Raw genomic sequence first — 24,230 nt, forward strand, 5'->3', positions numbered from 1 at the left:
AATGAAATGAGCCTCATAAGAGGCTCATTTTGTTATTGCTTAAGGCAATCAGGCATTCAGAGAACCAGTCTTCTGATGTCGCCGAGCACCATTCCCAGATAATTGGTAAATTTAGCGGCATCCGCACCATTCACTGCCTTGTGGTCATATGACAGGGAAAGTGGGGTGAACGTTCTTGGTACAAACTGTTTGCCATCCCAATGTGGTTTCACCATGTTTTTGGAGACACCAAGAATGGCAACTTCAGGTGCATTCACGATAGGTGTAAATGCGGTACCACCAATGCCACCGAGACTGGAGATGGTAAAGCAGCCACCCTGCATTTCGTTGGGCTTAACCTGTCCTTTGCGTCCGCGCTGAGCAAAATCAATGATTTCTTCTGCCAATTGCCAGATCGATTTCTTGTCAGCATCTTTGATGACAGGAACTATCAAGCCGTTGGGAGTATCGACAGCAATGCCAATATTAACGTAGTGCTTCTGTACATAGCGTTTGCCATCGGACATCAGCGATACGTTGAACTTGGGAAACTCCTGCAATGCTGAAGCGCAAGCCTTAACCAGGAAGGCCAGTGGTGAAATCTTCACGCCACGTTTTTCCATTTCGCCCTTCAGGGATTGACGGAAAGCTTCCAGGTCGGTCACATCAGCTTCATCAAACTGAGTAACCATCGGAATATTTAACCAGTTGCGATGCATGTTCTGAGCTGTCAGCTGTTGTATCCGGTTAAGCTCCAGAATTTCCACCTGACCAAACTTAGAGAAATCCTGATCAGGTATTGCGGGAATGCCTGCACCAGAAGTGGCTTTTTCAGGTTCTTTCAGTTTGTTTTTGACCCAGTTGGCAACATCTTCCTTAACAATCCGGGCTTTTGGTCCACTGCCTCGAACCAGGGCCAAATCAACTCCAAACTCTCTCGCTAGTCGACGTACTGCCGGTCCTGCATGAACCGTTTTTGACGGCTTTACAGCATCATCGCTTTGGATGCTTGGTATGGTTGAGCTGGCGGCTGCCGGCGCTGATGCCTGTGGTGCCGCAGCTGTTGTCTGAGCTGGTACAGGGGCTGATGTAGAGGTGGTTTTCAGTTCAATCAGCGCTGCACCCTGAGACACTTTGTCTCCGGTTTTAACCAGAACACTGACCACTTCACCATCCTGTGGACAGGGCACTTCCATAGAGGCTTTGTCAGACTCAAGGACCACAATAGGATCATCTGCTTTAAGTATCTGACCGACCTGGACATTCACCTCGATGATCTCAACGTCTTCGGCGCCGCCGATATCGGGTACATTGATTGTCTCAAGCGCAGATGTTCCAGCCGATGGAGCTGGAGTGTTGGTAGTCGTCTCTGTTGATGTGCTGCCAGATGATCTCACTTCAATCAGCAGATCACCTTCAGAAACTTTATCACCCACATTGACTTTCAGCCCGACCACTTCACCTTCGATGGGTGAGGGGACTTCCATGGAAGCTTTATCGGATTCCAACACGACAATGGGATCATCGATCGCAATGCTATCACCAACTTTGATGTTGATTTCAATGATTTCAACACCTTCTGAACCACCGATATCCGGTACATGTACTGGAGTGACGGTTGCACTTGCGGTAGCAGGGGCGGCGGCCGGTTTTTCAGCAGGCGCTGACGAGTTTGCAGCGGTACTGGAAGAATCTCCAGCGATTTCCAGATAAACGATCTCATCGCCTTCGCCGATTTTGTCGCCGACATTGACTTTGATGTGCGATACCTTTCCGGCTTTTGGAGATGGAACTTCCATAGACGCTTTGTCTGATTCCAGAACCAGCAAGGTATCGTCTTCAGAAACAGTGTCACCCACTTTTACGGTGATTTCGATGACTTCAGCTGCCTCGATATCACCAATGTCCGGGACCTTAATTATTTCGGTTGCCATTAGTGACTCCTTAAACCGTCATTGGATTTGGTTTGTTTGGATCCAAACCAAATTTCTGCATAGCGTCATTCACGTCTTTTGCCTCGACCAGGCCTTCTTCACTCAGGGCAAACAGAGAGGCAATGACAATCCAGTGGCGATCCACTTCAAAGAAATGTCTGAGTTGCTTACGGGAGTCACTGCGTCCAAAACCGTCGGTACCCAGTACATGATAAGCAGCAGGTACCCACTTGCGGATCTGGTTGGCGTAGTTCTTGGCATAGTCGCCAGCAGAAATAACCGGGCCTTTGCGATCTTTCAGTAAGTCGGTGACGTAAGCTGTCTGTCTTTCTTCACCCGGATGCAGCATGTTATGACGATCAACTGCCAGACCATCGCGGGTCAGTTCGTTGTAGCTGGTGACTGCCCAGATATCTGACTGAACACCAAAATCTTCGGCCAGGATTTCTGCTGCGGCGCGAACTTCGTTGAGAATGGAGCCGCTACCCAGTAGCTGTACAGCTTTTTTGCCTTTTTTGACGCCAGACTCAAACAGGTACATACCTTTTTTGATGCCTTCTTCAGCGCCTTCCGGCATTGCTGGGTGAGCGTAGTTCTCGTTCAGAGTGGTAATGTAATAGAACACATTTTCCTGATTACCGACCATGCGCTGCAGGCCGTTCTGGATAATGACGGCAAGTTCATAAGAGTAGGTGCAGTCATAGGTGACGCAGTTTGGAATTGTGCCAGCAAGGATGTGGCTGTGTCCGTCCTGGTGCTGCAGACCTTCGCCATTCAGGGTTGTGCGGCCGGATGTTCCACCAATCAAAAAGCCTCTTGCCTGAAGGTCGCCAGCCGCCCAGCTCAGATCTCCAACCCGTTGGAATCCAAACATGGAATAGAAAATATAGAACGGGATCATCTGCTTGTTATAAGTGCTATAAGCCGTTCCGGCAGACAGCCATGATGACATGGAACCTGCTTCGTTGATCCCTTCCTGCAGGATCTGGCCCTGCTGATCTTCTTTGTACCACATGACCTGATTACGGTCATTTGGGGTATAGAGCTGCCCTTCAGGGGCATAGATACCAACCTGGCGGAACATGCCTTCCATACCGAATGTGCGCGCTTCGTCAGCGACGATGGGAACGATACGATCTCCGATAGACTTGTCTTTGGCCAGTTGTGAAATCATTCTGACAAAAGCCATTGTGGTGGAGATCTCACGATCACCCGTGTCTTTCAGCAATGCTTCAAATGAATCCAGGCTGGGGACTTCAAGTTTTTCCAGGGCCTTTGGTCTTCGTTGAGGCAGATATCCACCCAGATGGTTGCGGTGATTTCGGATGTACTGCATTTCTGCACTGTTTTCATCCGGACGATAGAACGGTATTTCACCTTTTTCCAACTGCTCATCGGTGACTGGAACCCGGCAGCGATCACGGAATTTCTTCAGGTCATCCAGGCTGAGCTTTTTCAGTGAGTGAGTGGCATTCTGGGCTTCGCCAGCGCCGATGCCAAAACCTTTTACTGTATGAGCCAGAATAACAGTCGGTTGTCCGTTATTATTTTCGATGGCCTGTTTATAAGCGGCGAAAACCTTATAAGGATCATGACCACCGCGTTGCAGTTTGTAGATTTCATCATCGGTCATATCTTTGACTAGTTCCGCACTCTCTGGGTATTTGCCAAAGAAGTGTTCACGGGTATAGGCGCCGCCATTGGATTTATAAGCTTGTAGTTCGCCATCAACCACTTCGTCCATGCGCTTGGCGAGCATGCCTTTGTGATCTTTGGCGAGCAGTTTATCCCAGCCACTGCCCCAAACAACTTTGATGACATTCCAGCCTGCGCCGCGGAATACGCCTTCGAGTTCCTGCAGAATTTTACCGTTACCACGAACAGGGCCATCCAGGCGCTGTAGGTTACAGTTGATTACAAATACCAGGTTGTCCAGGTGTTCACGTCCGGCCAGACTGATAGATCCGAGTGATTCCGGTTCATCGGTTTCGCCATCACCCAGGAATGCCCAAACCCGTCCGCCTTTTTCGATCTGCCCGCGATTCTCCATATAGCGCATGACATGGGCCTGATAAATCGCCTGTAAAGGACCAAGTCCCATGGATACGGTCGGAAACTGCCAGTATTCTGGCATTAACCAGGGGTGGGGGTAAGAAGACAGGCCCTTGCCATCAACTTCTCTGCGGAAATTTTCCAGATGGTCTTCTTTTAAACGGCCTTCCACAAATGAACGGGCATAAATCCCTGGAGCGATATGTCCCTGGAAATATACCAGGTCACCAGGATTTGACTCAGTCGGGGCGCGCCAGAAATGGTTAAATCCAACATCATATAGTGCCGCTGAAGATTGAAAGCTGGAAATATGGCCACCGAGGTCATCACCGGTTTTGTTTGCCCTGACGACCATTGCAACGGCATTCCAGTTTATCCAGTCGCGAATTTTCTGTTCTATTTCGGGATCACCAGGAAATTTAGGCTCTTCATTAACCGAAATGGTATTTCTGAATGGTGTATTCAGTGCGAATGGTACATCAGGGCCCGTAGAGGTGATTTGATCGGATAATCGCTTCAATAGATATTGAGCTCGATCCGCACCCTCTTCACGAATGACCGATGCCAGTGCATCTTGCCATTCCAGGGTTTCAATTGGATCTATATCGTGTTCCATATTTCAGGTTCCTCTCTCCTACTCGTAATGATGGAGCAATATTGTTTTCAGGTTGGGTTAGTTCATATGTAAAAAAGCCAGCCGAAAAGACAGACTGGCTTGTTTGGTAGTGCAGTTAAGGTCAGGTGATATTGCCGACGCTTAGGATTTGCATGGTGTTGGTTCCGCCATGAACACCATGGTGGTCACCTTTGGAGATGATCACAAGATCGCCATCGGATACCAGGTTTTGTTTTTTGAGCGTTTCAACTGCATTGCGGTTTACCCACACAGGATCCTGCGTGGTCACGTCAAAGCTGGTCGCAGTGACGCCTCGGTAAAGGGCAACGCGGCATAGTGTGGCCATATGGCGCGAAAGTGCGTAAATGGGAATGCCTGAGCTGATCCGAGACATCCACAATGGGGTTGATCCGGATTCTGTGAGGCAGATAATCGCTTTAACCCCTTTGAGGTGGTTGGCTGTGTACATAACGGACATTGCAATGGCTTCGTCTGTGCGCTTGAACTGTTCGTCCAGACGGTGCTTGGAGCGCTGTGCTCTTCTGACTTTTTCCGCCCCCAGGCAGACATCGTGCATCACCCGGACAGTTTCCACTGGATATTTACCCGCAGCTGTTTCTGCAGAACACATGACCGCGTCAGTACCATCCAGAACCGCATTCGCAACATCAAATACTTCAGCACGGGTCGGGAAAGGATTGTTGATCATGGATTCCATCATCTGAGTTGCCGTGATGACGGTACGATCCAGTATTCTGGAGCGTTCGATGATATGCTTTTGAACGCCAATCAATTGTGGATCACCAATCTCTACACCCAGATCTCCACGGGCAACCATTACCCCGTCTGAGGCCAGGATAATTTCATCCAGCAGGTTATGATCGAGTACTGTTTCAGCGCGTTCAATCTTAGCAATAATTTCTGCGCTGGATCCAGCTGCAGCCAGAAGTTCTCTAGCTTGATTAATGTCGTCAGCACTTCTCGGAAAAGAGACCGCAACGTAATCGACGGCGATTTCAGATGCCGTCACAATATCCGCTTTGTCTTTTTCGGTCAGTGCAGGGGCAGAAAGACCGCCGCCCAGTTTGTTGATACCTTTGTTATTTGACAATGGACCAGCCAGTACAACTTTGGTCAGAATCTTGTTGCCTTCAACTGATTTCACTTCCAGTCGGACACGGCCATCATCCAATAACAGAATGTCTCCCGGAACACAGTCTTTTGCCAGGGATTGGTAATCAACACCTACTTTTTCGTTGTCGCCGCTATCTTTATCCAGGTCGATATCGAGTAAAAAATCCTGTCCTTCAAGTAGCTCGACTTTTTTATCCTTGAAGCGGGATATACGGATTTTTGGGCCCTGCAAGTCGCCCAGTATGGCAACATACTTGCTGTGTTTTTCAGAAATCTCTCTGACCCAATCGGCTCTGCGTTTGTGATCTTCGGGAGAGCCGTGAGAAAAGTTCAGTCGAACAACGTTAGCTCCTGCCAGAATTAATTTTTCGAGTGTTTCGTAATTATCAGTTGCCGGACCCAGGGTAGTGACGATTTTTGTGCGTCTAGTCATTTCCTAATTCTCACTTGAAGATCATTTGTTGATGAGAGCCTACTGTTTTAAGGCTCTCATTACGTAATTTATCGTGTACGGACATAAAACCCCTACAGCCGCAATCAAAATACATTTCCAAAGGAAAAGCCTGCTGAAGGGTTATTTATTCTTTTATGCGATAAGCGGAAATTCGCTTAGTGCAACAGTTCGCATTATCGCAAAGTTAGCGGCTATCGAAATTTTGCTAGCCCCTTAAACGAAAAAAGTCCAATGGCATTACCATTAGACTTTTTTTCTACCCGAACCTAATCAGGCATTCATTAACGCAATTGTATTATCGAGCATTCTATTCGAGAAGCCCCACTCATTGTCATACCATGACATGACTTTTACAAGTTTGCCTTGTACTTTTGTTTGGGTTGCATCGAAATTGGAAGTGAAAGTGCTGTGATTGAAGTCCGTAGAAACCAATGGCTCTTTGTTGACACACAGTACTTTTGCTAATACTGGATCAGCAGCGATGGCGTCTTCAATAATCTGGTTGACTTCTTCAGCGGTGGTTTCGCGAGGTGCCAGGAATGACAGGTCAACCAATGAAACGTTGATGGTTGGAACGCGTACAGCCATACCATCAAACTTGCCAGCCAGTTCAGGCACAACCAAGCCAACTGCAGCTGCAGCACCAGTCTTGGTAGGGATCATGTTCATGGCTGCAGCGCGGGCGCGGTACAGGTCAGAGTGATATACGTCAGAAAGGCGCTGATCGTTGGTATAGGCGTGAATCGTGGTCATCAGGCCGCTTTCGATACCCAGCTTGTCGTTAAGAGGTTTGGCGATAGGAGCCAGACAGTTGGTGGTACAGGAAGCGTTTGAAATAACGGTCATATCAGAAGTCAGAACTGATTGGTTTACACCATATACAACAGTTGCATCAACGCCGCCGGCAGGTGCAGAGATGATCACTTTTTTGGCACCGGCATCAAGGTGAGCACTGGCTTTTTCTTTGCTGGCGAAGAAACCGGTACATTCGTAAACCACATCTACATTGAGTTCTTTCCAAGGCAGCTCAGCAGGGTTGCGCTCAGACAGAATGGCTATTTTGTCGCCATTTACAACCAGAGCATCGTTGTCTTGCTCAACAGTCCCGACGAATTTGCCATGTACTGTGTCGTATTTGGTCAAATGGGCATTTATTTTGGCATCGCCTAAATCGTTGATTGCAACAATTTGAATTTTTTCCAGGTGTTCAGGAGATTCATATAATGCACGTAAAACGTTACGGCCAATACGGCCATAGCCATTAATCGCGACACGGATTTTAGACATGTTGTGCTCCTTTATAGAAGTTTTGAGGGCTACCAATCAGAAGTTCATTGACCAGTTTAGCCGCCACGTAAAAGATGGCTTAAATATGTAGGTTTATTACGTATTTAACCATGATATAGCGCAACAATTCTACAGTAAGTGACCTTGCCCGCTAAAAAATTGTAATAAAACTACATTTCAAACTTTCGATAAAACATTGTTCAATTGTAGCAGAGGGATAATGACGCCCTTGTTACTTATCTTTATTGGAAATGCGGGTTTCTGCCAGGCTTTCTTTGATGATCCTCAAATGGTCTTGAAAATCAGGACCTCTCAATAACGACACCCCGGTAGCCAGTACATCGATGATGGCCAGATGAATGAGTCTGGAACTCATCGGTGTATAGATCTCAGTATTTTCGGAGTTTTCTGCACCCAGGTAAAGATCGCATACTTCCGTTAATGGGGAATTGGGAGTAGTCAGTCCGATAACCGTTGCGCCCGCCTGACGGGCAATAGTGGCCGCCTCGATGAGAGGTATGGTGCGACCAGTGTTGGAGATGATCATGATGACGTCACCAGGGCTGGCACCGGCAGCTGCCATACGCTGCATGAGAGAGTCAGTGTGTGCGGCAACCGGAGTACCCAGGCGAAAAAATTTGTGTTGTGCGTCCAGGGCGACCGGACCAGATCCGCCGGAACCAAAAAAGTCGATTTTTTTGGCATCCGCCAGTGTCTGAACGACTTTGGCGACAGCATTGTAGTCCAATGATCGCTGAGCATCGCTGATAGCACTCAGATTCGCCTCGAAAATTTTCCGGGTGTATTGTTCAACTGTATCGTCAGATTCTACATCTCTGTTGATATAAGGTGTTCCCGTGGCCAGACACTGAGCCAGTCTTAACTTGAAATCCGGGAACCCGCTGCACCCCAGTGAGCGACAGAAACGATTTACAGTTGGTTCGCTGACATTGGCGGCTTTTGCGAGGGAGGCAATGCTGGAACGAATAGCTGAGTCAGGGTCGCTCAGGATAACCTGGGCTACTTTTTTTTCAGATTTACTCAGGCAGTCCGGATTGGACTTCAAGCGTTCAAGAAGATTGCTGCTATGGTCTGTCTCAGTCACTATGTTTATACCACTATTATTGTTGTGCGCTATCGTACATGAATAATGTCATGCAATTCTGTAATTATATTCAGAATCATTTTTAGTGCATCCTGCAGATCTGGATGTCAAATCAAGCGAATGTCTGGTTGCTGTTTCAGGTTGTTATTAGATACTGAATTCGGGCAAAATGTAAGAAAATTACAAAAATTACCTTTTTCGCCGATGAGATTCGGAGTCGTACAACATTAATGTGACATTTTTTTGGAGAGCATTTAAAGGCATGAAACTACACAATGACGCTTGTAATTTCGTGATATTTGGCGGTAATGGGGACCTTTCAATTCGTAAATTGATGCCAGCGCTTTATTTTTTGGATAAAGACCATCAACTGGCGCCTGCAGCCAAGATTATCGGAGCATCACGGACTGCGCTTGAGAGAGCTGAGTTTCAGAGCATGGTTCGTAAGGGACTGGAAGAGTTCGTGGCCGAAAAGTATATGGATGAAGCCGTATGGGAGCGTTTTTCCGAGCGTCTTTCGTATGTTTCAGTCGATGCCAGTAAAAATGAAACTTTCCAACATTTATCCGAAGTGCTTGGTAATGATGCATGTCTTGGAAATACCATATTTTACCTATCCACCGCGCCCGGGCTATTTGGCCCGATTTGCAGAGGACTTAAGGCAAGTAATCTGGTTTCGGAGCACAGCAGAGTGGTCCTTGAGAAGCCATTAGGGAAGGATCTGGCTTCTTCTATTGTCATCAATGACGGTGTGGCGGAAGTGTTTGATGAGGACAATATCTATCGCATTGATCACTATTTGGGAAAAGAGACAGTACAGAACCTGCTTGCCGTCCGTTTTGCCAATGCGTTGTTTGAGCCAGTGTGGACCAACAGTCATATCGATAATGTACAGATTACTGTGGCTGAGACAGTCGGTGTTGAAGGTCGCTGGGGATATTATGATGATTCAGGTGCCCTTCGCGATATGGTTCAGAATCACATGCTGCAATTGTTATGTCTGGTGGCGATGGGGGTTCCGGTCAGCCTTGATCAGGATGCTGTACGCGCTGAGAAAATCAAGGTGTTGAAGTCTCTGAAAATCATGAGCGCTTCCGAAGTCAGGGAGCATGCCGTCCGGGCACAGTATGGCTCAGGGGTTGCTAATGGTGCATCGGTTCCAGGATATACGCAGGAAGAAGGTGGGAAGCCCGACAGTACGACAGAAACGTTTGTGGCAATCCGGGCTGATATTCATAACTGGCGCTGGCGAGGAGTTCCTTTCTATCTTCGTACCGGTAAACGTCTGCCAGCAAGATTCAGCGAAATTGTCATCGAGTTCAAAGATGTCCCGCACAGCATTTTTCCCGAGTCTTCCAACATTATGGCCAATAAGCTGGTAATCAGGTTACAGCCGGAAGAAAGCCTTCAGTTATATATGATGAATAAAGTTCCTGGTCTTGGAAAAGGAATGGAGGTTCATCCTGTTACCCTGAATCTGACCCAGCCCGATAAGTATGCCGATAAACGGATTCCAGAAGCTTATGAGCGTTTGTTGTTTGATGTCATGAAGGGTAATTCAACGTTATTTGTTCACCGGGCGGAAGTCGAGGCAGCCTGGAAGTGGTGTGATGCCATTCTGAACGGCTGGGCTGAGCATGCTGGATTGCCCAGCACTTATATGTCCGGGACCTGGGGTCCACAGACGGCTTTTGAACTGGTGGCCAAAGATGGTCGCAGCTGGCATGAAAGCAAGTAGCCGGAATGATTACCGGACGTTCTGCAGGTGACCTGTCAGCAGCGGCTCTATAGTCGTGCTGATAAGTGTCGCGTACTGATTGAAGCATACTGAATCTAAGGAAGCATATGAACTTACATGAATACCCATCGGCTGAGGCATTGGACCAGGCATTGGCATCCGCTGTTTCAGAGCAATTACAGCAGGATATTGATAACAATGGTGTTGCCTCGATGGCGGTTTCCGGAGGCAGTACTCCAAAGGGGCTATTTGCTCGTTTGAGCAAAATGGATCTGGCCTGGGAAAAAGTGATTGTTACCCTGGTGGATGAGCGTTGGGTCAATCCTGAGCATGCTGACAGCAATGAGAAGCTGGTACGCGACTGTTTGTTGCAGAACTGTGCAGTTGCGGCGCAGCTTATTGGACTTAAGAACGGGCATTCAAGTGCTGAGCAAGGGGTTACTGAACTTCATTCAGTGTTGCAACAGTTACCAGAGAAATTTTCGGTGGTTGTGCTGGGAATGGGAGGAGATGGTCATACGGCATCATTTTTCCCGCAGTCGCCTCAGTTGGCAGCAGCCGTTGATATGAATACAGAATATAGTTGTTGTGCTACCAATCCGGTTACGGCTCCCCATGAGCGAATGACCCTGACGTTGCCAAGAATTTTGTCCACAAAATCGTTGTTTCTACACATAACCGGTGCTCAGAAAAAGCAGATATTTGAGCAGGCCTGCCAGGCAGGTCCGTTGACTGAATATCCGGTCAGATCTGTTATCGATCAGTCTATAGTCGATTTAGACGTCTATTGGACACATGCTTAACCTTTATCAGAGACTCTGCTATGAATCCTACCGTCCAGGCTGTCACTGACAGAATTATTGAACGCAGTCAGAATAGCCGTGCCTGTTATCTGGCTTTGATTGATAAAGCTGGTGAAAACTTTCCAGTACGTCAGTCACTTGGTTGTACCAATCTGGCTCACGGTTTTGCTGCCTGTGGTGTTCAGGAAAAAGAAACCATCAAGCTTATGAATGCGGCTAACGTGGGTATCGTAACTGCTTACAATGATATGTTGAGCGCGCATCAGCCTTATGAGCATTATCCACAGCAGATCAAAAAAGCAGTCATGGAAATGGGGTGTACTGCGCAGGTAGCAGGTGGGGTTCCGGCAATGTGTGATGGTGTCACCCAGGGACAGACCGGTATGGAACTCAGCCTGTTCAGCCGTGATCAGATCGCCATGTCGGCGGCCATCGCCCTTTCTCACAATATGTTTGATGCTGCCCTGTATCTTGGCGTATGTGACAAAATTGTGCCTGGTCTGCTGATTGGAGCGTTGAGATTCGGGCATCTTCCAACCATTTTTGTGCCGGCCGGACCAATGCCTACCGGGATTTCCAACTCTGAGAAATCCAGAGTCAGACAGTTATTCGCCGAAGGCAAGGTGTCCCGGCAGGAGTTGCTTGAAACGGAAAGTCGTTCTTATCACTCCGCGGGTACTTGTACTTTTTATGGAACTGCCAACAGTAACCAGATGTTGATGGAAATTATGGGCTTGCATCTGCCCGGGTCATCATTCGTCAATCCTGATGATGCTTTGCGCGAAAAGCTGACGATAGCTGCGGCACAACAGGTGTTAAGGCTGACATCTACCAACGGTACTTACATGCCGGTTGGCAGGATGATTGATGAAAAGTCTTTCGTGAACGGGATGGTGGGATTGTTGACCACAGGTGGTTCGACCAATCTGACCATGCATATTGTGGCAGCAGCAGCAGCAGCCGGAATCAAAATTACCTGGGATGATTTCTCGGAGTTATCTTCCGTTGTACCCATGCTGGCACGTGTTTACCCAAATGGTAAGGCGGATGTGAACCATTTTCACGCAGCAGGTGGATTGCCTTTTGTGATTCGAGAACTGCTGACGGGTTCGTTGCTGCATGAAGACGTTAATACCGTGGTGGGTTATGGGTTGGAGCGTTATACCCGGGAGCCATTTTTGGGTCATAACGGTAGTATTGAATGGAAGGACTGCAGTGCCAGTAGTTTGGATGAAGATGTCGTGCGTCCGGTTACCCGGCCGTTCAGCCCTGAGGGCGGACTTCAGGTTGTGCGTGGCAACATTGGGGTAGGGGTAATCAAAGTATCTGCAGTCGCCCCGGAAAACCGAATAATAGAGGCTCCGGCAATTGTGTTTGAAAGCCAGCAGCAATTGCAGGCCGCATTTGCAGCAGGAGAGTTGAACAAAGATTTTGTGGCAGTGGTTCGGTTTCAGGGCCCTCGCGCGAATGGTATGCCAGAACTGCATAAACTGACTCCGCCATTGGGTGTTTTACAGGACCGTGGATATCGTGTGGCTCTGGTGACTGACGGTCGAATGTCCGGAGCATCCGGTAAGGTGCCTGCCGCGATTCATGTTTCCCCTGAAGCCAGTCAGGGCGGCATTCTGGCAAAGATTAAGGATGGTGATTTAATTCGTCTGGATGCTGAGGCCGGCTCATTGCAGGTTATCGTCGACCCGGTTGAGTTTAATGAGCGTAAAGTGGTTGCGTTTGTACCGGGACCTGATGAATTTGGTTTTGGGCGGGAATTATTTGCCAATATGCGCGCATCAGTGAATAACCCTGAGCAGGGTGCCACTGTGTTCAGATTTGAAGATTAATTGAGGACAAAAACTGTGATCCAGGAATTTGGAATTATTGCTGATATTGGCGGAACCAATGCGAGGTTTGCGCTGGCACCACTGAAACGGCTCGCCGCAGATGAAAAACTGGAGCTGAATGAGCAGGAGCTGTGTTACGCAAAAGCTTTGAACGGCGCAGAATATGAAGGGATTTTGGAGGCCATACGGGCATACCTTGAGCATCTGCCAGAGCAGATAAAGCCTATAAAACAAGGAGTCATGGCGATAGCCTGCCCAACAGATTCCGACTATATCAAAATGACCAATCATACCTGGAAATTTAGTGTTTCTGAGCTGAAACAGCAGTTGGGATTTGATTCATTGAAGTTCATCAACGACTACAATGCCCTGGCCAACTCGGTTCCTCACCTTGATGCCAGCGGTGCGATCAAGATTGGTCGTGGTACAGCAATCGAAAATATGCCGATGGTTGTTACCGGTCCTGGAACCGGGCTTGGGTTGGGAACTCTGGTATTCGACAAACATGGCGTGCCCATTACTGTAGAAACGGAAGGTGGGCATGCTCATTTTGCACCGACAGACGAAGTAGAGATAGAAATTCTGCGCTACCTGCTGACCAAGTATGAGCGGGTTTCAGCCGAGCGGTTGCTATCCGGCATGGGGCTGGAAAATATCTACCAGGCATTACACCTCTATCGCAAAGGCGAGGTGGCTGTTTTGAAAGCCGCTGAAATCAGTGCGGCTGCGATTAACAAGACAGATGCAATCTGTGAAGAAGCGCTTGCCCGGATGTGTTCCGTTCTGGGTCACTTTGCCGGAGATGCCGCTTTGACATGTGGTGCCAAAGGTGGGGTTTATATTGCCGGTGGTATTCTGCCACGTTTTGTTGATTTTTTTAAAAACAGTGCGTTCAGGCAGAGTTTTGAAGCGAAAGGACGCCTGAGCAGTTTTGTCGTTGATATTCCAACCTATCTGATTGTATCGACCCAGCCGGGTTTACTCGGCTCAGCGGCCGTGCTGAATCACATCTACAATGGTCATTAAATCCTGTCAGGAGAATAGTTTATGAGCCGCTATAACGTCGAACAGATTCTGAACCTGGCAAATCCTGTTATGCCGGTTCTGGCCATCTCGGAACTGGACCATGCCGTACCATTGGCCAGAGCATTGGCTGAAGGTGGATTGAAAGTTCTGGAGATTACTTTAAGAACCGCTGTGGCCATGGATGTCATTGCATTATTGAAACAGCAGGTGCCTGAGGTGATTGTTGGGGCGGGTACAGTCACAAGTGTTGCACAGCTTGAAGCGCTGGATCGTATTGGCTGTGATTTTGCTATCAGCCCAGGTACAACGGATGCTTTGTTATGTGCTGGTAAAGAGGTTTCCATGCCTTATCTGCCGGCCATTGCCACGCCATCAGAACTGATGTTGGGGCTTCAGCATGGTTATCGTCATTTCAAATTTTTTCCGGCAGAAACGTATGGAGGAGTGAAAACCCTCAAAGCAATGGCCGGTCCTTTTGCGGATATCCGTTTTTGTCCAACCGGAGGGATCAGCGAAAGTAATTTTGAAGACTATTTGAAACTGCCTAACGTTATGTGTGTTGGTGGCTCATGGGTTGCTCCGACAGCCATGGTTGAAGCTCATGAATGGTCCGAGATTACCCGGCTGGCTCAACAGGCAGTTGCAAAAACAAAACGCTGACCAGATGCTGCCCGCGCTGCAGTAATTGGCAGACCCATTGCAGGTCTTTTCAGTTGGTAAGATTTCCTGATAAAACGTGTGGTGGGTCGTTATGGGGGGCATTAATAACGGAAGCTGTGCTGGCGTATTTTGATTGAATCGATAAATGATTGCCTGACTGACAGATTGTATTCTGTCATGCCACTTAGTGGGTGATAGCTCGGGCATTAGTCTGATGCAATTGATGTTCGGCGTAGTTGGGTTATATTTTTTTATATGTTTCAGCAGCCAGATGTTTGCAGTCCCTGCAGGGACTGGGATGTTAAAAATTTCCGGTAATAAGGTGTCCGGGTGACAGTGAAACGGTTAAGTGGTAACAACATGTACGATCATATTCTGCAAAGGCTGGATTATTACTTTGACATGGTCGACCGCACTATTCTGTGTCGTCAGAATCCGAATACCGGTTTGTTTCCTGCGAGTACGGATATCAATGATCACGGTGACTACACCGATGCATGGGTCCGCGATAACGTATATTCCATTCAGGCTGTGTGGGGATTGTTGCTGGCCTACCGAAAAACCACCGGCTATCAGGAACGGATCGATCAACTGAAAAATTCCACTGTACGGTTGATGCGGGGACTGCTGTCCTCAATGATGCGGCAGGCTGCTAAAGTTGAGCGATTCAAGTACACCCAAAACCCCATGGATGCCTTGCATGCCAAGTATTCCACGCATTCGGGTGATGTTGTGGTGGATGACGATAAATGGGGACATCTGCAACTGGATGCCACTTCCATATATGTTCTGATGCTCGCGCAGATGACATTGTCTGGTGTCAGAATTGTCCGAACAGAACAGGAAGTACACTTTATTCAGAACCTGGTCTGGTATATCGGCCGGGCCTATCGTACTCCCGATTTTGGAATCTGGGAGCGCGGCAATAAAATCAATAATGGCCGGGTGGAAATCAACGCCAGTTCAGTGGGTATGGCCAAGGCTGCATTGCAGGCGATTCGCGGTGTTAATCTGCTGGGAGAAGCGTGCGGTCAGAGGGGGGTCATTCATGTCCTGGCCGATGAAATTGCCCGATGTCGGACAGTTCTGGAGCATTTGTTGCCACGCGAATCCTGGTCCAAGGAAGTGGACGCTGCCTGCCTTTCCATCATCGGTTACCCTGCCTTTGCTGTAGAGAAAAAATCCCTGGTACAAAAAACACGGTCTGAAATTCTTGCCAAGCTGGCTGGCTTTTACGGATGTAAGCGCTTCCTGCGCGATGGTCATCAAACTGCTATTGAGGACCACAATCGACTGCATTATGAACTTCATGAGCTAAAAAACTTTGAACATATCGAATCCGAGTGGCCATTGTTTTTTACCTATCTGTATCTGGATGCTCTGTTTCGTGAGGATGCCGAGCAGATCCGTTTTTACCGTGACCGGCTTGATCGCCTGCGGGTGGAAAAAGATGGTCAGTTGCTGTTACCCGAACTGTATATCGTGCCTCATGATCGAATTGAGGCAGAAAAAGATGATCCAGGTTCTCAGGCCAGAGTTGCCAATCAGAATGTCCCATTGGTCTGGACTCAGAGTTTGTATGTGCTGGGTTGCCTGATTCACGAACAGTTACTGGATAAGCACGATATTGATCCCCTCAGGACCCACAAGCGTATCGGACGGCGTATGCAGAATCCGATACAGGTTGCGTTTATAGCAGAAGACGAGTTTGTGAAAGAAGCTCTGGCTGGTGAGGGAATTTATTCCGAAACACAGTCCGATGTGGAGCCTGTCAGGATTCTGAGTGCGATGGAGTTTCCGCGTCTGTTTGCCATTCTCGGTCAGGACCGGGAAATGGGGTTGACCGGCAGACCACCCAGACGTGCGCGTTCTCTTGCTTCGGCACAGTTTTACCAGCTGCAGGGTGAGACCTGTTTGTTTTTGTCCCATATCCAGAACCAGTCCCGTTTCCATTTGAGTGCCGACAACCGTTTTACCTTTGCCAAGATTAAAAGCGAGCTCAGCTACATATCCCGGCATTGGTGTCAGCCACAGAAGCCGATCCAGGTGATTCTGGTGACGAGGGATATGTTGGAGGCACCGGACGTAGAGGCTGTTTATGAGTTTGCCCGGCAGTGCTTTCGTAACGAAATCGAAGCCGTGGAGATTATTACCGGACCGCTGCTGGAACTCATTGACAGTGGTTCGGTGGAGCGTATCGATGAGTTGCATGATTACCAATTGCCGGATAATTACTCACTATCGCCGAGAAGAGCCAAAAAGTGGTTAACGTTTACGCTGGACAAATGCACGCCAATTGCCCATGACATGTTGTCGTTGTTACAACCGGATCGCTCTGATGAGCAACTGATCAGCAGCCTGATTAAATCGGTCAATTTATATGAGCAGCAGGATATTCTGCTGGAGTTGGTGGCCAGAAAGGGGATGCAGGCAGAAATCGGCATTGCCCCCAGAGTCACGTTAAAGGTGTTGCTGAATGAAGTGTACGACACAGCATGTCATCAGCAGGTATGGAACGTGGTTCGAAAATCCGCTGGTGCGCTTGGACGCTACTGGCATGGATTGGAAGATGCAGTGGCGGAAATTGTGGCAAGGCAGAAGTCTTTGGTGGTAGGGCGCTCCTATTCTGACAAAGGTATGTTGCGCAGCGTCCCCGACAACCGGGAAATCTTGAGGTTGATTCAGGAGAATACCGGTTACGATGATCGTGAAGTCATACTGAACCAGGAGATCATCGTATTTATGGCGGCACTGCTGAAAGACCAGCCGGCGCTGTTTCAAGGAATGAAGACTTTTATTCCGGGCCAGTTCATGCATCTCATCATGTCGCAATTGCAATCTGAACAGGCATTGGCTCCGTCTGATGCCTTTGAGTTACTGTGCTCGTTAAGCCCCTATGATTTATTCGACAGAGTACGCAAGGTGCTGGAAAACTATGAAGTGTCGGTTCAGCGCCTGATTGCTCAGGAATCCTTACCGGCCACTCATCATGGTCCTATTTGTGAAGTCCATTTTGACAGTAAAGACGACCCTCTGCTGGGAGAGGAAAATGACTGGAAAAAATGGCGCGAAGTCCAGGGGTTGATTCCACGTTTTCATGATAACTTTTTTTCGGACCTCTGGAATCTGCTGAATCATTGCCATGGAATTGTTCTGGGGGATCGATTCGACTCCCGTACCCGGATGGACTCAGATATTGCGCTGAACTCCATGACGGGTGGGGAGGCGCAGTTTGCCAACCTGATCGAAAAAATGCTGATTCGCATCAGTACCAATTCCTACCGGCAAATGACCATCGAAGTGATTCAGGCATTGTGCAGTTTATTCAAAATGAATCCTGATCTCAGAGTGCCGCATTTGCTGGTGGTAGAGGTGATTCTGGGTCATGCGGTCCGACTGAACTGGATAAATCAGGAAGATCATGATGCTGACCAGTACAATGCCGAGCGGGGTAAAGCCTGGCAGGAGTTTTATCAGCTTCCTCCTTATCGGGTTGCGCTGGCGGTACAGACATCTTTTGAATATCTGATTCGTCAGAATGATCATGCCCAATTGCTTGATGGAGGGGAGGGCGAGACGGTTTATGATCATCATTGAAGTGAATATCTCAAATGTGTTGATTCTGGAGTGCTATTGAGCGGTTTGTCAGGTGTTATTACCGACGATGACAAACGTTACATATTTCATCTGCTAAAAAGAGTTTTCATGTGAACAACTCGGAAGAATTGACCTGGCAACTGGCATCACTGCTTGGGTTTAAGAGGACGTACGTTGACTATAAAGGTCAGACTGCGGAGATCAGTCCACAACGGATGCTTCATTTGATTGCAGCAACGGGTATCGATTGTTCTTCAGATGAAGCTGTTCAGCGTGCGATTACAAAGTTACAACGTCAATATTGGTTGCATCCTTGTGACCCGATAGTGGTACTGAGACCACATTTGAATGCTGAGATAAAGGTTCGGCTGCCTGCTGGCAATGGTGTGGTTGTCAGCCTGTGCCTGACGTTAGAGTCTGGTGAAAAGGTTCAATTGCCGGAGTATCTGTTTCAGCAGTCACCGTTGCAGCAGTCACATGAAATGGATGGGATTGTGATTGAAGAGCGGACAATTCCGTTACCTCAGAATATTGCGCCTGGCTATCATTCTCTCGAACTCACTTATCCAACAGGCTCTGTTTCAGTGATGCTGGCGGTGACTCCAGCGGTTGGTTATGTAAATGATTGCTTGCAGCGAAATGAAAAAATATGGGGAACAGCCATTCAGCTTTACTCGTTGCGCAGTGAGCACAACTGGGGCATTGGTGATTTTTCTGATCTGATAGAGCTGATTCAAGAACTCGCATCCCTGGGAGCCGGTTTTGTCGGCCTGAACCCTATCCATGCTTTATATCCAGTCAACGCTGAGCATGTCAGTCCTTACAGCCCTTCCAACCGTAACTTTCTCAACCCACTGTATGTTGATGTTCTGAAAGTGTTTGAGTTTTCTGAGAATATGGAGTTACAGGACTGGTATAACAGTTCCGAGGTCCAGTCGGAACTGGCCCGATTGAGAGCTGAGAAAATGATTCCCTATTCCCGGGTGTCTGAACTAAAGCAGCACGCTTTCAGGTTGTTGTTTCAAACGTTCCGGCAGCATCATGTCAACCGTCACACGGAGCGGTTTCTGTCTTTCAGAAAGTTCCTGGATGAGGGGGGATTGCCGCTGTTTCAACATTGTCTGTTTGAAGCATTGTCTGAATATTTTCATCAGCAGAATCCAGCAGCGTGTGGATGGGCATCCTGGCCTGAAATGTTCCTCGATATTCATTCAACCGAAGTGCAAAAATTTTCAGAGTCTCATGCAGAAGAGATTTTGTTTTATCAGTACCTGCAGTTTATCAGTGATGAGCAATTGCAATGGGCCGATGATGCTGCCAAAACGGCATCAATGGGGTTGGGGCTGTATCGGGACCTCGCTGTTGGTGCTGACCGTGGTGGTGCGGAAGTATGGTCCAACCCGGAAGCGTTCTGTCAGCAGATCAGCATTGGTGCGCCACCGGATGCACTTGGGCCTCTGGGCCAGAATTGGGGACTGCCGCCAATGGATCCTGTTGCGCTCAGGAATGAAGGATATCGGCCGTTTATTACCTTGGTACGTAATAATATGCGTGCCTGTAGCGCATTAAGAATTGATCATGCGATGGCGCTGTTTCGCCTGTGGTGGTGTCCTCCTGGAGAGACCGCAGCAGAAGGGGCTTATATTCATTACCCGTTTGAAGACATGCTTGGCATTCTGTTGCTGGAAAGCCAGCGTAACCAATGCATGATTATTGCTGAGGATCTTGGCACCGTTCCTGTCGAAGTGCAGCAGGCATTTCCCGGTGCCGGACTTTATTCAAATAAAGTGTTTATTTTTGAAATATCCGGGCATGGTTGTACGCGGCCGGAGGAATACGCTCGGAATGCCCTTGCTATTGTGGTGAATCACGATATGCCGACATTGGCCGCATATTGGAATTATGAAGACCTGAAGCTCAGGGAGCGCCTGCAGTTATTCGAAAATGACGATGTTATCCGACACGAATATGCTACCCGGGCATGGGCCCGACAGCAGATTTTAAATGCATTGCACGAGCGTGGTTTTTTGCCGCCTGAATATCCCAGACAAGCGGACGACATTGTCTCCATGAATATGGATTTGAACCTTGCAATTCATCGTTATCTTAGTTCCGGATATTCACAACTGGTTGCACTGCAATTGGAAGATCTGATGCTGATGACGGAACCGGTTAATGTGCCAGGGACCAGTACAGAATACCCAAATTGGCGACGCAAACTGGCCGTCAGTGTTCAACAATTGTTTGCAGATGAACAAATAAAAAAATTCTGTTGGCAGATATCTGACACTCGAAAACAGGTGTCGGATCAATAGATCTACCGGTGTCCTGGTTTCAAGCTTGCCGAGCTGTAGCCAAAAGCCGTAGACTTGAAGTTCTGAGGTTCCTAACCCCTTTAAATAGAGGGTTTTTTGGAGTCTGACATCATATGCGCAGGAGCTTTTTCCGCGTTTTATTCCATTTTGAAATAACAACAAAGAGTGAAATATCATGGCGAGTATTAAATTTGATAATGTCGTTAAAAGTTATGGCGATGTTAATATTATTAAGAATCTAAACCTCGAAATTCAGGACAAAGAATTCATGGTGCTGGTAGGTCCCTCGGGATGTGGTAAGTCGACCACTCTGAGGATGATTGCCGGTCTTGAAGAAGTGTCTGATGGTGAGCTGTATATTGGTGACCGTGTGGTCAACAATGTTCACCCGAAGGATCGAGATGTTGCCATGGTATTTCAAAGCTATGCGTTGTATCCGCATATGTCTGTTCGGGAAAATATCGCCTTTGGTTTACGCCTGCGTAAAATGCCTTCGGACGAAATTGATCGCCTGGTTAACGAAGCGGCTGAAACTCTTGGATTGTCTCACTTGCTTGACCGTAAGCCTAAGGCACTGTCCGGTGGTCAGCGTCAACGGGTTGCACTGGGACGAGCCATTGTTCGTAAACCATCCGTCTTCCTGTTTGATGAACCATTATCCAACCTTGATGCAGAGCTTCGTGTACAAATGCGTGCAGAGATCGGTAAGCTGCAGAAACGACTCGGCATTACTTCTGTTTACGTAACGCACGATCAGGTCGAAGCCATGACCATGGGTGACCGTATTGCAGTATTACATGATGGGGTGTTGAGACAAGTTGGCAGCCCGCTGGAGTTATACGATACCCCGGCCAATGTTTTTGTGGCGCAGTTCATCGGTACTCCAAACATGAATATTCTGACCATGACGGTTTCTGATGATGGTCAGACGATTACGCACCCATCCCTGACGATGACTGTCCCCGATGATTGGAAAGCATCAGTCAGTAACTACAAGGGCAAAAAAGTGGTTGTTGGATTCCGCCCTGAGCATGTCCGCCCTGAGGACGAGCATGACTGGGCTACCACTGCCAAGTTGAAAGGTACTGTGGAAATTATTGAGACCTTGGGTCATGAAGTGGTAGCGCATTTGCGGGTTGATGGTGTAGAACATCAGATCATCTCAAAAATGGATGCACATAAAATTCCTACAGCAGGTGATGCTGTCGAAATGGATGTGAACACTTCTAAAATCCATATCTTTGATGCTGAAACTGAAAACAGACTCTAACGTCAAGTATTTCACCTGAGAAACCGGGGGAGACCCCGGTTTTTTTGTCTCAGTTTATTTGTTTCTATCCCCAGTGGTTTTTATAAGCTTCAGTTCAGTATTCGTGCTGGTGATATTTTTCGCACTCAAAAATTTTCATAGATAATTTAAGAAGTTGACGTGGGTTTAATCATGAAGTGTGAACTAAAATAGGGATTAATTTATTTTTTTGCTTTAATTAACGGTTTTCGGTGTGTCAGCCGTGTTTTGATCAGGACTGTATATGAAGTTTCAATTATCCTCCCCCGGCCATTATCTTACAGATCTCAGCCTGCCGTGGTCCTTGCACTTGACTCAGTGGCCGGAACAGCATTTTGTGAAAGTGGCACACGGCATCCACCGGAATGTCGTTAAGTTTATCAGCCACAAGAACCGTGTTTATGCTTTGAAGGAATTGTCCCGCAAGGTGGCAGAGCATGAGTACAGTATGTTGAAAGAGCTGGAAGAGCGTGGTTTACCGGTAGTGGAAGCTGTTGGTCTGATTACTGACCGGGATAAAGAGGTTCCCAAGGTTTCATGGCTTGAAGAATATTACGATATGAGTGATCGGGCGTTGCTGATCACCGAATACTTGCGTGGGACTCTTCCATATCGGGTCATCATTGAAAACGGCATTGATCGTTATCAGCTGAACCTGATGCTGGATGCGCTGGCAGACTTGCTGGTAAAACTGCATTTGATTGGTTTCTACTGGGGCGATTGTTCTTTGTCGAATGCGTTGTTTAAACGTGATGCCGGGTTGATGGCAGCTTATCTGGTGGATGCTGAAACCGCGTCATTTGTTCCGGACATGACACAACACCGACGCGAGTACGATCTGGAACTCGCTCATACCAATATTGCTGGCGATCTGATGGATCTTCAGGCCGCTGGGTTGTTACCGCTGAATATGGATCCTATAGATCTGACTGATTTTCTGGTGGAGCGGTATAACACTTTATGGGATGAACTGACGCGTGATGAAGTATTTGATACTGCCGCGCAGCATGAAGTGGAAAAACGAATTCGACGATTGAATGATCTGGGTTACAACGTCGAGGAAATGGAAATCAACACCTTGGAGTCAGGAAAAAAGGTGAAGATGACCGTCAACGTTGTAGAGCCCTGGCACCATCGCCGTAAACTGCAGAGTTTGACGGGGTTGGATGTTCAGGAGAATCAGGCTAAACGGTTGTTGAACGACTTGCATCAGTACCGGGCCCGGATCAATCGTGAGTATGATTACCACATTCCCAGGGAAGTGGCAGCATTCAAATGGTTGACGGAAATCTATCAACCGGCCATTGATGCTATACCTGAAGATCTTCGTGGCGGATTGGATCCGGCAGAGCTTTACCACGAATTATTGGAACATCGCTGGTATATGTCCGAGCGTTTTCATCACGACATCGGCCTGAAAGAGGCCATACGGTCCTACATTGAAAACGTCCTGAAGCTGCGAGCCCTAACGACTGAAGCGCAATAGGCTGTCAGTCAGGTTTTCATATTGAAACTTGAATCCGGCTCCCAACAGCTGGCTGGGGACTGCTCGCTGACTGTCGATCAGCAATTGGCCGGCACCGAGCGTCAAGGTTTTCAGAATCCAGGCGGGAACGGCCGGCAGGCGGACTTTACGGTTCATGGTACTCGCCAGGGCGTTGGTAAATTCGCTATTGGTGACCGGGTTGGGGGAGCAGAGGTTAAACGCTCCTGACAGTTGTGGGTGTTGGGCGAGAAAATCAATCGCATTGACCTCGTCGTCAATATCGATCCAGGGCCAGTATTGCAGACCTGATCCTATAGGACTGATGACTCCCCACCGGGCAGCTGCCTGCATTCGCTGCAGTGCGCCGCCTGGGCCCAAGACGATGCCGGTTCTAATCAGACAGACCCGGGTACCCTGGTGTTCGGCCTGCAATGCTTCCTGCTCCCACTGTTCGCATAGCTGTGCGCCAAAATGCTGTCCGTGGTGGGAATCTTCCGGGAGCCAGTGGTTATGCTGATTACCATAAATGCCAACGGCGGAACCGCTGATCAGTATGCCAAAAGGGTGTTGTAATCGTTGATTTAAGGCGACCAATGCTTTGGTGGTGACAATACGGGAGTCGGTGATTTCTTGTTTTACCGATTTAGTCCAGGGACGTTGAAACAATGAATAGCCCGCCAGATTTACGACGACATCGAATATTTCTTCGCTGTTGATATCATCCAAGGTGGAAACATATCTGATTGTTTCACGATTGGTTAGTTGCTGACGCGTCAGGATTGTCACATGGTGCCCGTCCTTGGCCCATTTTTTAGTCAGGGTTGAGCCGATAAATCCGGTTCCACCGGTAATGAGTACTTTCATGCAAACCTCGGTTGAAATTGTATGCTTCCTACCCAATCTATAGGCGCTTGT

At 48.1% G+C, this 24,230-nt stretch carries 15 protein-coding genes; 9 read left to right on the plus strand and 6 right to left on the minus strand.

Annotation, left to right across the window (positions count from 1 at the left end; all coding sequences use genetic code 11):
* Window positions 1-56 precede the first annotated feature (56 nt).
* The 5 genes from aceF to hexR form a co-directional block, all read right to left on the minus strand.
* Entirely contained in the window at window positions 57-1,913 is a 1,857-nt protein-coding gene (gene aceF, locus YC6258_RS13025) for a dihydrolipoyllysine-residue acetyltransferase (RefSeq protein WP_044617370.1), read from the minus strand.
* Between the two features lie 10 nt (window positions 1,914-1,923).
* On the minus strand, window positions 1,924-4,581 hold the full coding sequence (aceE, locus tag YC6258_RS13030) for a pyruvate dehydrogenase (acetyl-transferring), homodimeric type (protein WP_044617371.1): 2,658 nt from the start codon (window positions 4,579-4,581) through the stop codon (window positions 1,924-1,926).
* Window positions 4,582-4,702: 121 nt separating this feature from the next.
* Window positions 4,703-6,148, minus strand: a complete 1,446-nt coding sequence (pyk, locus tag YC6258_RS13035) for a pyruvate kinase (protein WP_044617372.1) — start codon at window positions 6,146-6,148, stop codon at window positions 4,703-4,705.
* 291 nt (window positions 6,149-6,439) lie between these two features.
* Entirely contained in the window at window positions 6,440-7,456 is a 1,017-nt protein-coding gene (gap, locus tag YC6258_RS13040) for a type I glyceraldehyde-3-phosphate dehydrogenase (RefSeq protein ID WP_044617373.1), read from the minus strand.
* 232 nt (window positions 7,457-7,688) lie between these two features.
* The gene (gene hexR / locus YC6258_RS13045) at window positions 7,689-8,561 is read right to left on the minus strand and encodes a transcriptional regulator HexR (protein WP_169748971.1); all 873 of its coding nucleotides are present in this window, start codon (window positions 8,559-8,561) and stop codon (window positions 7,689-7,691) included.
* A gap of 262 nt (window positions 8,562-8,823) precedes the next feature.
* Between hexR and zwf the strand changes: the two genes are divergently transcribed.
* The 9 genes from zwf (at window position 8,824) to YC6258_RS13090 (ending at window position 23,315) form a co-directional block, all read left to right on the plus strand.
* Window positions 8,824-10,299, plus strand: coding sequence for a glucose-6-phosphate dehydrogenase (zwf, locus tag YC6258_RS13050; protein ID WP_044617375.1), 1,476 nt, complete (start codon window positions 8,824-8,826; stop codon window positions 10,297-10,299).
* 107 nt (window positions 10,300-10,406) lie between these two features.
* Window positions 10,407-11,102, plus strand: a complete 696-nt coding sequence (gene pgl / locus YC6258_RS13055) for a 6-phosphogluconolactonase (RefSeq protein ID WP_044617376.1) — start codon at window positions 10,407-10,409, stop codon at window positions 11,100-11,102.
* Between the two features lie 20 nt (window positions 11,103-11,122).
* The gene (gene edd / locus YC6258_RS13060) at window positions 11,123-12,943 is read left to right on the plus strand and encodes a phosphogluconate dehydratase (RefSeq protein WP_044617377.1); all 1,821 of its coding nucleotides are present in this window, start codon (window positions 11,123-11,125) and stop codon (window positions 12,941-12,943) included.
* Between the two features lie 15 nt (window positions 12,944-12,958).
* On the plus strand, window positions 12,959-13,969 hold the full coding sequence (gene glk, locus YC6258_RS13065; protein ID WP_052830261.1) for a glucokinase: 1,011 nt from the start codon (window positions 12,959-12,961) through the stop codon (window positions 13,967-13,969).
* Between the two features lie 21 nt (window positions 13,970-13,990).
* Window positions 13,991-14,629, plus strand: a complete 639-nt coding sequence (locus tag YC6258_RS13070) for a bifunctional 4-hydroxy-2-oxoglutarate aldolase/2-dehydro-3-deoxy-phosphogluconate aldolase (RefSeq protein WP_044617378.1) — start codon at window positions 13,991-13,993, stop codon at window positions 14,627-14,629.
* 360 nt (window positions 14,630-14,989) lie between these two features.
* Entirely contained in the window at window positions 14,990-18,226 is a 3,237-nt protein-coding gene (locus YC6258_RS13075) for a phosphorylase b kinase regulatory subunit alpha/beta (protein WP_044620014.1), read from the plus strand.
* A 110-nt stretch (window positions 18,227-18,336) separates the two neighbouring features.
* Window positions 18,337-20,541 (plus strand): 4-alpha-glucanotransferase, encoded by a 2,205-nt coding sequence (gene malQ, locus YC6258_RS13080; protein WP_052830263.1) that lies wholly within the window; start codon window positions 18,337-18,339, stop codon window positions 20,539-20,541.
* 175 nt (window positions 20,542-20,716) lie between these two features.
* The gene (locus YC6258_RS13085) at window positions 20,717-21,811 is read left to right on the plus strand and encodes an ABC transporter ATP-binding protein (RefSeq protein ID WP_044617380.1); all 1,095 of its coding nucleotides are present in this window, start codon (window positions 20,717-20,719) and stop codon (window positions 21,809-21,811) included.
* Between the two features lie 262 nt (window positions 21,812-22,073).
* Entirely contained in the window at window positions 22,074-23,315 is a 1,242-nt protein-coding gene (locus YC6258_RS13090; protein ID WP_052830264.1) for a DUF4032 domain-containing protein, read from the plus strand.
* Here the strand turns inward: YC6258_RS13090 and YC6258_RS13095 are convergent.
* Window positions 23,295-24,179 (minus strand): TIGR01777 family oxidoreductase, encoded by an 885-nt coding sequence (locus YC6258_RS13095; RefSeq protein WP_044617382.1) that lies wholly within the window; start codon window positions 24,177-24,179, stop codon window positions 23,295-23,297. The genes YC6258_RS13090 and YC6258_RS13095 overlap by 21 nt on opposite strands.
* Between the last annotated feature and the right edge of the window lie 51 nt (window positions 24,180-24,230).

It is taken from the genome of Gynuella sunshinyii YC6258 (genome assembly GCF_000940805.1).
Lineage (GTDB): Bacteria > Pseudomonadota > Gammaproteobacteria > Pseudomonadales > Natronospirillaceae > Gynuella > Gynuella sunshinyii.